Annotated in this window: 11 protein-coding genes and 1 tRNA gene; 5 read left to right on the forward strand and 7 right to left on the reverse strand. The window is 32.3% G+C overall.

Going from position 1 to position 14056, the window contains the following annotated elements; genetic code table 11:
* Positions 1-47: 47 nt before the first annotated feature.
* Positions 48-2006 carry a putative porin gene (locus LCI24_RS05350; protein ID WP_274639492.1) on the forward strand — a complete coding sequence of 653 codons (1959 nt, stop codon included), beginning with the start codon at positions 48-50 and terminating at the stop codon, positions 2004-2006.
* A 1-nt stretch (position 2007) separates the two neighbouring features.
* Positions 2008-2244 carry a hypothetical protein gene (locus LCI24_RS05355; protein ID WP_274639493.1) on the forward strand — a complete coding sequence of 79 codons (237 nt, stop codon included), beginning with the start codon at positions 2008-2010 and terminating at the stop codon, positions 2242-2244.
* Here the strand turns inward: LCI24_RS05355 and LCI24_RS05360 are convergent.
* From LCI24_RS05360 to LCI24_RS05370, 3 genes are all read right to left on the reverse strand, one after another.
* Positions 2221-2679 (reverse strand): GNAT family N-acetyltransferase, encoded by a 459-nt coding sequence (locus tag LCI24_RS05360; protein WP_274639494.1) that lies wholly within the window; start codon positions 2677-2679, stop codon positions 2221-2223. The genes LCI24_RS05355 and LCI24_RS05360 overlap by 24 nt on opposite strands.
* A gap of 41 nt (positions 2680-2720) precedes the next feature.
* Positions 2721-4205, reverse strand: a complete 1485-nt coding sequence (gene nhaC / locus LCI24_RS05365) for a Na+/H+ antiporter NhaC (RefSeq protein WP_420802981.1) — start codon at positions 4203-4205, stop codon at positions 2721-2723.
* Between the two features lie 194 nt (positions 4206-4399).
* Positions 4400-5599: an aminotransferase class I/II-fold pyridoxal phosphate-dependent enzyme gene (locus LCI24_RS05370; protein ID WP_274639495.1), complete on the reverse strand. Its 1200-nt coding sequence runs from the start codon at positions 5597-5599 to the stop codon at positions 4400-4402.
* Positions 5600-5764: 165 nt separating this feature from the next.
* Here LCI24_RS05370 and LCI24_RS05375 point away from each other — a divergent pair, with 165 nt between their 5' ends.
* The gene (locus LCI24_RS05375) at positions 5765-6223 is read left to right on the forward strand and encodes an Lrp/AsnC family transcriptional regulator (protein WP_274639496.1); all 459 of its coding nucleotides are present in this window, start codon (positions 5765-5767) and stop codon (positions 6221-6223) included.
* On the opposite strand, the gene LCI24_RS05380 is transcribed toward LCI24_RS05375, so the two are convergent.
* From LCI24_RS05380 to LCI24_RS05395, 4 genes are all read right to left on the reverse strand, one after another.
* The gene (locus LCI24_RS05380; protein ID WP_274639497.1) at positions 6218-7318 is read right to left on the reverse strand and encodes a DUF4407 domain-containing protein; all 1101 of its coding nucleotides are present in this window, start codon (positions 7316-7318) and stop codon (positions 6218-6220) included. The genes LCI24_RS05375 and LCI24_RS05380 overlap by 6 nt on opposite strands.
* Before the next feature lie 83 nt (positions 7319-7401).
* Positions 7402-9369 carry a M56 family metallopeptidase gene (locus tag LCI24_RS05385; RefSeq protein WP_274639498.1) on the reverse strand — a complete coding sequence of 656 codons (1968 nt, stop codon included), beginning with the start codon at positions 9367-9369 and terminating at the stop codon, positions 7402-7404.
* On the reverse strand, positions 9369-9737 hold the full coding sequence (locus tag LCI24_RS05390; protein ID WP_274639499.1) for a BlaI/MecI/CopY family transcriptional regulator: 369 nt from the start codon (positions 9735-9737) through the stop codon (positions 9369-9371). The genes LCI24_RS05385 and LCI24_RS05390 overlap by 1 nt, the downstream gene beginning before the upstream one ends.
* A 134-nt stretch (positions 9738-9871) precedes the next feature.
* Complete coding sequence (locus LCI24_RS05395; RefSeq protein ID WP_274639500.1) at positions 9872-11260, reverse strand: dipeptidase; 1389 nt, start codon at positions 11258-11260, stop codon at positions 9872-9874.
* 174 nt (positions 11261-11434) lie between these two features.
* Between LCI24_RS05395 and LCI24_RS05400 the strand changes: the two genes are divergently transcribed.
* Positions 11435-11516 (forward strand) — tRNA-Leu (locus tag LCI24_RS05400).
* A gap of 501 nt (positions 11517-12017) precedes the next feature.
* The gene (locus tag LCI24_RS05405) at positions 12018-13805 is read left to right on the forward strand and encodes a ParB/RepB/Spo0J family partition protein (protein ID WP_274639501.1); all 1788 of its coding nucleotides are present in this window, start codon (positions 12018-12020) and stop codon (positions 13803-13805) included.
* Positions 13806-14056 lie beyond the last annotated feature (251 nt).

Below are 14056 nucleotides of genomic sequence, written 5' to 3' on the forward strand. Positions count from 1 at the left end.
GAAATTAATCGTGATTTTTGTCGTTAAATTATTTTACTTTTGTTGCTATGAAGAAAAATTTCTTAGTATTTTTTTGTTTGATAAGTGTTCAGGTGATTTTTGCCCAAATAAGAACAATTGACGGAGGCTTTGGAAGAGGTAGAGGAGGACTTAATCAAAATATGGATTCATTACCTGATAGTGAAATTAATGTAAAGCTTAGTGGAAAAACTAAGTATACCGATTATAAAATTATATCACACAAGAATGATACTACTATAGTAGATACCACATTAACAATTCAAAAAGAATATAAGTTTAACTTCTTAAGAAAAGATAATTTTGAATTACTAGCTTTCCATAATCAAGGGCAAACGTTTAATAACTTAGGATACGATTTTACTAATATTTCACGATTTCCAGATATAGGTTTTAGAGCAAAAATGTTCAATTATTTTGATATTGAAGATGTTAATTATTATCATGTACCCACACCTACAACAGAAATCATGTATCGTACTGGTTTAGAGCAAGGACAGGTACTAGATGCGCTTTTTACAACAAATTTTTCCAAACGTTTTAACTTAGCAATAGCATATAAAGGGCTCCGTTCATTAGGTACTTATAGGCGCTCCTTGGTAAGTACGGGTAATTTTAGAGTAAGTTTTAGTTATGAAACTCCTAAAGGGCAATATGCAATTAGAGGACATGCTGTAAATCAAGATTTTTTTAATCAAGAAAGTGGAGGGTTGACAGAAACTTCTTTAGAGGCATTTTTAGCAGATGATCCTAACTTTAGCGGAAATAGAGGTAGGATGGATGTGAATTTGAATAGTGCCGAAAGTACTTTAGATGCTAAAAGATTGTATTTTGAACATACTTTTAAACTATTATCTTCAAAAGATAGTGTAAGTCAAAAAGATTTTTCTAATTTAAAATTGGGGCATTCATTTACTAGAGATTCTAAGTTTTATCGATTTAATGAAGGTACAGCTTCAGATATGTTTGGTAATGCAAATATTTCAAGTAACATAAATAACAAGACTATTTATTTGTTATATAACAATCAGTTTTTTTTAGATTTTAACTCAAAATATGTATTAGGTAAATTTCGTGTAAAAACAGAATTATCAAATTATACATATGGGTATGAAAACTTACAGAATAATACGGTTGGAATTACAAAGAATAAGCTGAAGGGAGATGCAATTTCTTTTGGAGCTGATTGGAATGGAAGAATTGGAAACTTCCATGTAAATGCTTCTGGAAATCTTACACCTGGAAGTGGACGTTTATCTGGAAATAGTCTATCTGGAGAAGCTTTTTATAAGAAAGATAGTGTACTTACTGTAAAAGGTAGGGTAGGAATAAGTAACAAATCGCCCAATTTTAATTTTTTATTGCATCAAAGTAGTTATGATGATTATAATTGGGAGAATAATTTTTCTCAGATAGGAACACGTTCTTTAGGAGGAGTTATAGATTCTAAATGGGGAAATGCATCTGTAGATATCACTAACATTAGTAATTATACATATTTTGATGAAGATGGACAGCCACAACAATTTTCAGGAGATGTTAATTATTTAAAAGCAAAAGTCTCTAAAGAGTTTACTTTCGGAAAGTTTGCTTTAGATAATACTATAATGTATCAAAAAGTAGCAAGTGGAAATAGTGTGTTTAGAGTTCCCGAATTTGTTACTCGTAACACACTTTATTATACAGATGAATGGTTTAAAGGAAAACCTTTGTTAGTACAAATAGGAGCTACATTTAAGTATTTTTCAGAATATAAAGCGAATGCGTATAACCCTTTGTTAGCTGAGTTTACTTTACAAAACGATACGGAAATAGGATACCCAACAGTTGATTTGTTTTTTAATGCAAGGGTTCGTAGAACTCGAATTTACTTTAAAGCAGATAACATTAGTTCTTTTGTACTTAAAAAGAATTATTTTTCAGCACCAAATTATCCATATAGAGATTTTGTAATTCGTTTTGGGGTAGTGTGGAACTGGTTTATATAATATGAAAGAGAAATTACGACAAAACTGGAAGTTGTTTTTAATAGCAAGTTTAACCTTAGGTTTAGCACCTTTTAGACCACCACATATTGTAGGTAAACTAAAATGGATAGCAGGAGGAAATGCTTTTTCAGGAGAACATGCTATGCAATTTATGGATTGGTTTGATGTGTTTTTGCACGGAACTCCTTGGATACTTTTAATTGTATCAATTTTTTTACATGTTTTCAGGAAAATATAGTTCCATTTCAGATAAAAAACGTCCTCTAATACTGCTCTCTCGTTTACCAATTATTTCAAAACCATGTTTTAAATAAAAAGCATCTGAATTTGGATCTGATAAAACATTTAAAACAGCGCTAGAACCACTTATACAAGATTTTTTTGCATGTTTTAGTAGTTTAGAACCTATACCTTGGTTTATAAACTTAGGAGTAACAAATAAAAATTCTAAAAAACTTGTTCTAATATTAGCTCTATATAAAACGTAAAAACCAGCTGTAATATCGTTAACTTGAAATTTATAAATATTACAATCGGCAAAAGTTTTAGGGGTGACTGTTAGGTCGTCTTTCCAAAGTTCCATTTGTTCTTTGGAATATCCCCAGTATGCTTTTGAATTTATAGCAATTTCAGTTAATAAGTTAGCGTCTTGTATTTGAGCCTTTACAATCATAAAAAGAACTTCACAGATAGTGAGGTGAGGTATAAATGTTATTATTTAGAAGCTAATTGTTTTATTTTAATTCTAAATGCAGCAAAAAGTAACGTAGTAAACGGGCTTAACCAGTTAAACATAGCATAAAAAGCGTAATCTATTACGGGAACACCTAAAACTCCTGAATGATAAGCTCCGCAAGTATTCCAAGGGATTAAAACAGAAGTAACAGTACCTGAGTCCTCTAGAGTTCTACTTAAGTTTTCAGGAGCTAAACCTTTGTCCCTATAAGCTTGCGCGTACATTTTCCCTGGTACTACAATTGCTAAGTATTGATCAGAAGCAGTAAAGTTTAAACCAATACAAGTTGCAACTGTACTAGCAAATAACCCGAAAACTGAATCAAATAAGCTTAACATAAAGCTACTAATCTTAGCTAAAGCTCCTATAGCATCCATAACTCCACCAAAAACCATTGCCAATAAAATTAACCAAACTGTTCCAAGCATTTTTTTCATTCCTCCAGCGGTGAATAAATCTTTTAATACTTCATTATCTGTAGCTACTGAAGTTTCAACAGTTATTGCTTGCATTATTCCTTTATAAGCAGATTCAAAATTTAATTTTCCAACTCCTGCAATTTGAGCTACTACATGAGGTTGAAAGATTAAAGCAAAAGCACCACCTAAAATGGTCCCTGCCAATAGAGCTATTAAAGGAGGCGTTTTTTTTATGATAAGTATAATTACAAGTATAGGAACTGCAAATAACCAAGGAGTAATGTTAAATGCTTTGTTAATATCGTTTAACATTAATTGTGTGTTAGCTTCACCAGTAGTTGTTTGTGTAAAACCAAGAATAATGAAAAATATAATAGTTACAACAAAAGTAGGTACTGTAGTATAAGCCATGTATCTTATATGTGTAAATAAATCTGTACCAGCCATAGCAGGAGCTAAGTTTGTGGTGTCAGACATTGGAGACATTTTATCTCCAAAGTATGCTCCTGATAAAACTGCACCAGCGGTCATTCCCAGAGAAATGCCTAATGCTTCACCAATTCCTATTAAGGCAATACCAACTGTTGCTGCAGTAGTCCAAGAGCTACCAGTGGCGATTGAAATTACAGCGCAAATAATTAAGCAAGCAACTAAAAATATGGTAGGGTTTAAGATTTGCAAACCATAATAAATCATTGAAGGTATAATACCGCTTATTAGCCAAGTTCCTGCTAAAGATCCTACCATTAAAAGTATTAAAATAGCACCAGCGGTAGACTTAATGTTTTCGGCTACCTCTTCAATCATTCTTTCATAGGATACTTTATTTTTAAAACCTACAATAGCTGCAACAGCTCCTCCTAATAATAAAATAAATTGATTGCTTCCACTTAAAGCGTCGTCTCCAAATACGAATACATTATATGCAAGCATACCAATTAGAGCGAAAACAGGAATCAAAGCTTCCCATATGCTTAATTCTTTATTTTGAATTATTTTTTGATTTTCTATTTCAATTTCAGATAGGTTTTTGTCGTCTTGCATGTGTGGTTTTTTTTCGGCTTGTAATGTTACGACTTTGTTGAGAATTACACAAATCGAATTAGTTTGCTGTATTCTTTAGAAAAAATTGAATAGAAGCGCTTGAAAAGCAAAAATGTCATTTCTAAAAAGTAAAAGGTAGGATATGATTTCTGACTTTTTAGAAATGACAAACTGAAATTAAAAGTAAGTATACTTTATAATATGCCTATTTCTTTCATGCAAGCATTCATCATTTGATAAGTGCGTTCTATATCGTTGTCTAATCCAATAGAAAAACGAATTAAACCATCTGTTAGCCCCATTTCTTTTTGATCTTCTAAAGGAATCTCAGAAGAAGTTGATGTGCCTGGAGCAGAGAATAAGGTTTTGTAAAAACCTAAACTTACAGCTAAGTAGCCTAAGTTTCTTTCTTGCATTAGCTCCATTAAAGCGTTAGCTTTCTCTAAAGAACCTGTATCTATAGTTAACATTCCTCCAAAACCGTATTCTTCATTCATCATCGATTTGAAAACTTCGTGAGAAGGATGCGATTTTAATCCAGGGTATACAGTTTTTAATCCGTCAGCTTCAAATTTTTTAGCTAAATAATTAGCATTCTTGCTGTGTTGTTTTACACGAATATGTAAAGTTCTCAGGTTTTTTAAGATAGATGAAGCTCGCATTGAATCCATAGAGGCTCCTAGTAACATGCTTGCTCCATCAATTACACTTTTTTGAGAATTGATAAAATCTGTAGTAGCACAAATAACCCCTCCCATAGTGTCTGAAGAACCGTTGATGAACTTTGTTAAGCTGTGAATAACAATATCAGCTCCCAATTGAGCAGGTGAAATTGATAGTGGAGAAAATGTGTTATCAACAACTAATTGTAAATTGTATTTTTTAGCTAGGATTGATAGTGCTTTAATATCAGCAACCTCTAATAAGGGGTTACTTACTGTTTCACAGTATATCATTTTGGTTTTTGGTGTAATAGCAGCTTCTACCACACTTATTTTTGTAATATCAACAAAAGAAGTCTCTATGTCCATTCGAGGTGTGAAGTTCTTTAAAAAAGCATAAGTTCCTCCATAAATAGTTCTGCTTGAAACAATATGGTCTCCAGCTTCACAAATTTGTAAGATGGTAGGAGTAATAGCTCCCATACCTGTAGCAGAAACATTAGCAGTCTCAGTTCCTTCCATTGCAGCTAAAGCCTCAGATAGGTATAAGTTTGAAGGAGATGAATGGCGAGAGTATAAATAACAACCATCTGTATTTCCTTCAAAAGTATCAAACATTGTTTTTGCTGATAAAAAAGTATAAGTTGAAGAGTCTGATATAGATGGGTTAACACCACCAAATTCTCCAAAATATTGTAGGTCTTGTATGTTGTTTGCAGGTTTAAATTTCATAATTGATTAAGGTTAATTATTAGTAGACTACTAAATTCAGTTTTAATTGTTTAAAAATCAATAAGAAGTGTGTTTTATAGATTATTATGCTAATTTTGTATCTATAATTGGTTTTTTATTTGGTGATAGTAGTGAAAGGTGTAATAAATGTAGATTTTTTTTCAGATGAAATTAGATAAGATAGATAAGAAGTTACTGGGGTTACTTCAAACAGATAGTAAGCAAACGACAAAACAACTGTCTTTACAGTTAGGGTTGTCTGTAACTGCGGTTTATGAGCGCATAAAAAAGTTAGAAAAAGAAAAGGTTATTAAGCAATATGTTGCTTTGGTGAATAAAAACAAAATTGAAAAGTCATTTTTAGTTTTTTGTCATGTTCAGTTAGAGAAACATAATAAAGATCATATAGCAGTTTTTGAAAAGGAAGTTAATAGGTTAGAAGAAGTAACAGAATGTTTTCATGTAAGTGGAGACTACGATTATATTTTAAAGGTTTATGTGAAGGATATGGATGCTTATCGAGATTTTATAGTAAATAAACTTACTGCGTTAAAACATGTTGGGAATACTCGAAGTGTTTTTACGATTGGTGAAGTTAAAAATTCAATAGCTATTGCGTTATAATATATCCTGTTGATTTTTATAAAAAGTATCAGCTTGAAGTTTCATTAAATTACGAGCTATTTTTTGTTTGTAGTTGTACAACTCTTCTTCCGTTTTTAAATCGGAATATATTTTATTGTTAAGGTCTTTATCGGTTTGTAAAATAGCTTCTCGTTGATGTACTTGTTGTTGAATCCAAGTTTTAACCAATGATTCATGGTTTTCTAATTTGTAATCGTACTCACTTTTTGAGCTAATAAGTTTAGCGAAGATAGGAGCGGTTTCTATAGCCAAAAATAACAGGAAGATGAAAAAAGAAGGTAGCCAAGGTAATTTATTTAAAGCGTTTACTCGAGCCATTAATCCATCAAAATTAGAAATGATGGGTTGTGTTTGTGTTTCTTTTAATTTCTGATTTTCTATCAAGCTAGCAATAGCCTCTTCTTTTGCTTTTATCTTTTCGGAATTATTAGCTTTTAATTTAGTTAATTCTTGAAGAGCAATATCGTGTTTCTCTCTTTTTTCTTTATAAACAGGACCTTTACCGATGAGTTTGGTGCCTTTTCTTCCTTCCGCTTCGGCAATGTAGGTCTCGTATAAAGTATTCACTTCATTTTCTTTAGTGTTAATTTCGTTTTTTAAAGTGGTAATTTCTGAATTGATTTTTTCTATTTCAGGAGTGTATTGTTGTGCAATTTGTGTTTTATTGTCAAGTGTCATCTGATTTTTCTCAGTCAACAATACTTGGTTGATTTCCTTTTCAAAAATCTTTAACTCTGAAGGTTTAGAAATTACCACAGCGATAATTATTGCAAGTAATAATCTAGGAAGTACTTGTATAATTTCTTTTCGTTTTGACTCTCTTTTTTTTATGGTTGAAACAATAAATCGATCTAAATTAAAAATGAGCAGTCCCCAAATGATCCCGAAGAAAACGGATGTATATATATTGTCAAAAACAGTGTACAAAGCGTAAGCAGAAGCAATAGTTGCCATCAGAGCAGTAAAGAAAACAGTAGCACCGATACCTGCATATTTGTTTTGCTCTCCATTAGCACATTTTTCTAGCAAATCTAAATCAGCTCCAGAACAAAGAAGGAAAAAACGTTTTAACATACAATAAGCTTATAGTTTAATAACGAGTGATTTATAGTTTTGTTACAAAAAAAAGCCTCATTTAAGAGGCTTTTAACAAAGTTTTATTTCTTACTTGTGATATAAATTATTTTTATATTACTGTTCTGGTTTGCTTTTACTTCAATGTTAGATATTTTATTTGGTCTAATTTTATTTAACTGACGTTTGGTAATTGGTTTATTGTCTAAATAATACTTGAAAACAAAGTTTGTAATTTCTGGTCCAGAGATGACTTTATTATAGGTTAGATTTATTATTTCTTCTTTTGAATGTTTTTTTTGATTGAGGTTAAATGCAATTATTTTCTTTCCGTTTTTTTCACTAGTTGAAACTATAACGTCTTTATTTTTTTTGACGAAATCTAATACTTTTTTATAAGTAACAATTTTATTGTTTACTAAGAATATTGAATTAGGATATTTTAGTGCCAATTCTTCAGCGCTCATTGGAGTAGGTGGAGGAATACGTGAAATATCACCTTTTTTTACTCTAATAGTCGTAGATGGAGAGGGAGGTATATTTGATACTTCCCCTTTTCTAACTACTTTATAGCTTTGGGTTGGAGGAGGTGGTAGCTTGTTTTTTCTTTTCTTAATGTATTTTTTTGTGTTCAACTGATATTGGTATTCCTGAGGAAAACGCTTACTTCTTGCATTTTTGTGAACAAAGCTCTCCATGTAATTATAAAAGTCTGAAGGCTTGTAGTGATCTAAAACATTATTGTTTACAGCTTTTCCATCAATCCAAATAGCATACTTTTTCGAATCTTTTAATTTTTCTAATAGACTACTACTTACTTTTTTCTTTACCATATGAACTGGTGGTGGAGGTGGTGGAATCATTTTCTTTTCTTCCTTAGTTAATTCTGAGAATTTTTTAGAAATAACAGTGCCATCTTTTGTTGTGTAGGTAAATGTTCCTTTTTTACGATTAACTATTCTTTTTTGTTTAGGTATTGAGTCATTTGTTTCCCAAACTTTTAAATGCTCTCCATTGGATAATTTTACATTAAAAGTGTCTTTTTTTTCTACAATACTCATTTTAAGAGAATTCGCATTATTGAGCTTGTTTTTAATATTTTCTAATAAAGAAGAGTCATTAGCTATTTGTTCTTTTGGAAGTTCACCTTGTATAATTTCAGAGTCTAAAAGCTCATTATTGTTTTCATAGGCTTCTACTTTTTCAGCAAAAAGGAATGTAAATCCTGCTAGTAGGGGTATTACCGCCAGTTTTTTTAGTAAGATTTTGGTACGAGAACTTTGTTTTGTCATCATTAATAATCTTTTTTTAGTTAATAAATAATTCAAATTACTGGCCAAGTAATATTCGTTGTTCCAAGCAGCTCTATTTAATAGTAAATATTGATACTCGGTAGTGTTTTTATGTGTAATAATTACTTCATTATCTGCTAAAAACTCATGATTTAGCTTAATCGCTTTTTTAAGGAATATAAATGTTGGATTAATCCAAAAAATGATTTGTAAAAACTCAATAAGTAATATGTCAAGTGTATGTTTTTGTAAGGCGTGTGTTAATTCGTGCGTATAGAGTTCGGTTTCAATTTTGTCCGAATAGTATTCTTCTTTATTAATAAAAATATAGTTCCAAAATGTGTGAGGACTAATAGTATCGTCAACTAACACATGTGTAGCTTTTTCTTTTTTGATTTTTTGATGCTGTTTTATTTTTAAAAATATAGTTGTTAGGTTTTTAGTAAAACGGACTAAAAGAATCAAAGCAATTATTGCATAGACAGTAAGTAAGTATTGAGTGTAATTTATTTCTTCTGTTTCTAGGGGAACAATTTCCATAGTTATATTATTATCTATAATCATAGGAGTCAATATTTCAGAAGTTGGCGGAACAATTTCTATATATATTGTATACAATGGTGCTAGAAACGAAAAGAGTACGCTTCCTAACAAATAAAATCGGTTGAATTGATGCATTTTTTCTCGCTCTAGTATCAAATGATAAAAGGCAAGCAATAAAGCTAAACAAAGTCCTGATTTTATTAAATAAGTTACCATTATTGTTGCTTTTTAATTTGCTGATCAATAATCTTTTTTAAATCTTCTAGTTCAGAAACTGATAAATCTGTTTTTTCAGTAAAGAAAGAAGCAAATTGACTCGCAGAGTTGTTAAAGAAGTTTTTAATCAATCCGTTTACATGTTTCGAAAAGTAATCTGACTTTTTAACCAAAGGAAAATACTCTCTTGCTTTTCCATCAAGCTTATAATCTACAAATCCCTTGTCTTTCATTCTTTTCAACAGTGTAGCTACAGTAGTTGTTGCAGGTTTCGGTTCGGGAAATTCAGCTAAAATATCTTTCATAAAAGCTTTTTTCAATTTCCATAAATACTGCATTACTTGTTCTTCGGTTTTTGATAATTGCATTTCTACAAAATTAGAATTAACTCTACAAATGTAGAAATAAATTTTAATTCTACAAGTGTAGAGTTAAAAAATAAAGCAAAAAAATAGCCTTGAATGAGTTTCAAGGCTATTTTATTGATGTTATTGAGATAGAATTATTTTGATAACTCAGTAAAATATTGGTAGAAATATGGAATGGTTTCAATTCCTTTAAGGTAATTCCATACTCCAAAATGCTCGTTTGGTGAGTGAATTGCATCAGAATTTAATCCGAATCCCATTAAAATAGTTTTACTTTTTAATTCTTGTTCAAATAAAGCAACGATAGGAATACTTCCACCACTTCGTTGTGGAATTGGAGTAACTCCAAACGTTTCTTGGTAGGCTTTACTTGCTGCTTGATATCCAGTATTATCAATCGGAGTTACATATCCTTGCCCTCCATGATGTGGTTTTACTTCTACCTTAACTGATTTTGGAGCAATGCTTTCAAAATGTTTTTTGAACAATTCAGTAATTTCTTCCCATTCTTGCCCAGGTACTAAACGCATTGAAATTTTTGCGTATGCTTTAGAAGCAATTACAGTTTTTGCTCCTTCACCAGTGTATCCACCCCAAATTCCGTTTACATCTAAGGTAGGACGGATAGAGTTGCGTTCGTTAGTAGTATAACCAGCTTCTCCGTGAACATCATCAATATCTAAAGCAGCTTTATAGTCTTCTAATGAGAAAGGTGCTTTCGCCATTTCATCACGCTCTTCACGAGATAATTCCTCAACTTTATCATAAAATCCAGGAATGGTAATATGATTGTTTTCATCGTGTAATGAAGCAATCATTTGTGTTAGAATGTTAATAGGGTTTGCTACAGCACCTCCATATAAACCAGAGTGTAAATCTCTATTAGGTCCAGTTACTTCAACTTCTACATAGCTTAAACCACGTAAACCAGTGGTAATAGAAGGAATGTCATTAGCAATCATTCCTGTATCTGAAATTAAAATTACATCGTTGGCAAGTTTTTCTTTGTTTCTAGGAACAAACCACGCTAAACTTTCAGAACCAACTTCTTCTTCACCTTCAATCATAAACTTCACATTACAAGGTAAGTTTCCTGTATGTGTCATATATTCTAATGCTTTTACATGCATGTACATTTGACCTTTGTCATCACAAGCACCACGAGCAAAAATAGCTCCTTCAGGGTGTATATCTGTTTTTTTAATAACTGGTTCGAAAGGAGGAGAAGTCCATAAATCGATGGGGTCAGCAGGTTGTACATCGTAATGACCATAAACTAATACGGTAGGTAAGTTTGGGTTTATTATTTTTTCTCCATATACGATAGGATATCCAGGAGTTTCACAAATCTCTACTTTATCACATCCAGCTTTTTCTAAACTTTCTTTAATAGTATCAGCAGTATTTAATACATCTTGATTGTATGCTGGATCAGCACTTACTGAAGGAATTTTTAATAAATCGATAAGCTCATTAATAAAACGATCTTTATGTTGAGCTATGTAATCTTTTACGTTTTGCATGTGTTGTATATTAATTAGCATCAAAAATAAGAAAAATAGTATACTTCTTCTTTGTAGTTTACAAGTATTGTTTATATTTGCATCCACAATTTCAAAAGTACGCGGGCGTGGTGGAATTGGTAGACACGCTAGACTTAGGATTAAACCAAATAAAAAGTGTTAAAATATTAAAATGCGGGCGTGGTGGAATTGGTAGACACGTCAGACTTAGGATCTGATGCCGCGAGGTGTGGGAGTTCGAGTCTCCCCGCCCGTACAAAAGCCGAAGAGAAATCTTCGGCTTTTTTCATTTGAAAATAGTGGCTAAAAATAGGGCAGGTACAACATAGGTACAACATTTTGCTTTTTTTTGGTGCTAATATAAAATGATATGCTTTTTAATTTTTTGACATTAAGTGCTATGAAAAACTCTTTATTTCAATAAAGTCTAGCGTTTTTTTATCATTCTATTCAAAAAACAGTCTCTTTCAGTTACTTTACTCTTGTCCCAAAAAAAGCATAAATATGGGACAAATTCTTGTATTTAAACATCTACATTCTTCAACGAATAAAAGTTAGAATTGAGCATACTTTAGGGTGAAGTTTATTATCATACAATATTACCGCAAGTTAAACTCATAAAATACTTCCATCAAAAGACTACGGCATAAAGCCAACGCTTCTTCCACTACTCATTTATTCCGTTTCCTTTTGAGCCAAGATTTTATCTTCCGTTTGGTTTCTGCTCAAATATTGTTTAATCAAAAATTTGAGTATTATGACAACAAAAGCGAGTACCACAAAAAAGCGCAGTCGAACAAAAGTAGCTGCCAAAAAAGAAGTGAACGGAAAAAAAGTCCAGGCACTTAAAATTGAGAATCTGCCTATTGCAAAAGTCAAACCCGACCCGATGCAACCCAGAAAAACGTTTGATGAAAAGTTGCTAGAACAGCTTTCAGAAAGTATTGAGAAGCACGGCGTACTACAACCTATTACGGTAAGGAAATCCAAAAAAGATTATATCATCGTAATGGGCGAGCGTAGGTATCGTGCCAGTAAGTTAGCTGGCAAGAAAACGATACGCTGTATTGTAAGAACGTATAAGGACGATGATGTTCTGGAAATTCAAATCATTGAAAATCTACAAAGACAGGATGTTGAACCTACCGAAGAGGCCGAAGCAATTGCCTTTCTGAGTGAAAAGTATGCACCTGCTGAAATTGCAAAGCGATTGGGCAGAACAGACAACTTTATAAGACAACGCCTAAAGTTAGCAGGATTGATAGAGGGCTTTAAGCACTTTGTACGAAATGGCGAAATGACCATATCCTTGGGCGTAGGTGTAGCGCTCTTTGAACCAGAAGAACAGCAGATGATGTTGGAAACTATGGGCGAGGATTTTAATGCACATCAGATAAACAGGATGATTAAAGACCAGACCTACGATTTGGAAAAAGCATCCTTTGATGTAGCCGATAAAAAATTGGTCCCAAAAGCAGGGTCTTGTGTAGAATGTCCTTTCAATGCTGCAAATCAAGGTAATCTGTTCGGCGAAGGAAAAATGGTCTGTACAAAATCAGCCTGTTTTGAAACTAAGAAAAGTAAATCGTTCTTAAACCTGATTAAGAAATCAAAAAAAGAGAACATCCTGCTAATTCCTGAGATACGACAGTATTGGGCAGATGACGAAAACAATCAGCTCATAATATCACAATTGGAAAAGAATGGATTGAAAGTCTATTTACTGGACGATGTTGAAATCTTAGAAAATCCGATTGAGCCAACAATCGAGGGTATCAAGATAGAATATCAGCATTACGATTATTCTGAAGATGAATTAAAGACAGAATTGGATGAAGCAATGCATAATTATAAAGAAGCATTGGAAAAATTCAATTCAGCAAAAGAAGATGGATTTGTAGATGGTGTTATTTTCCATCCTGAAACGTACAGGAACAAAGAGGTCTTTGTAACGATTATTGAAAAATCAAAGAACGATTCTACGGAATATTCGGTACCATTGGCCAACAGGAAAATGGCAGATTGTACGCCTGAAGAACAAATCGTTAAAATCAACGAAAGAGAAATCCGTAAGAAGCAAATAGAGAACAACAAGCAGTTTGAAGAAGTTGTGCAGATGATTCGTGAAACGAAATATATCGATACGAAGAAGACACTTTCAACGGATGAAATGTCGGCATTCTCGATATCGCTCTTTGAAAATAATGTGGACTATATGAGCCAACAAAAGTATTTCTCAAAGTTCTTGGGCGACACTTCAAAGATGACCAAAGTTGAAATGGTCGATAATTTCAAGAAGAAGTTCAAAAAGGAAATCTTTCACAAGTTGATACGCTATATGCTAACAAAGCAAGTGCATGTTGGCGAAAGCAATCACGTCAATAATCTGACAAACATTTCATTTTACAACGCAATGCAAGGATATTACAAATCCAAGATTGCCAGCATAGAAAAAGAATATGCCGAAAAGAGAGACAAGCGTGAAGCACGTTTGAAAGAGCGTATCACAGTTCTTGAAAAGCAAATTAAGGAACTCAACGATTAGCTTTTGTTGTTTGAAGAAGGGTCGGCATTCGTGCTGGCCCTTTTTCTTTTTTATGATAGTGTTTTAAAAGATGGGTTGATAAGGAAGGGGTTATCAATCAATAGTTAGCGCAAAGGTAAACTCGTAAAATACACCCATCAAAAGACTACGGCATAAAGCCAACGCAACATCCTCCGCTTATTTATTCCGTTTCCTTTTGAGCTGAGATTTTAGCTTCCGTTTGAGTACTGCTCAAATATTGTTTAATCAAA

This window comes from Tenacibaculum larymnensis, assembly GCF_028829235.1.
Lineage (GTDB): Bacteria > Bacteroidota > Bacteroidia > Flavobacteriales > Flavobacteriaceae > Polaribacter > Polaribacter larymnensis.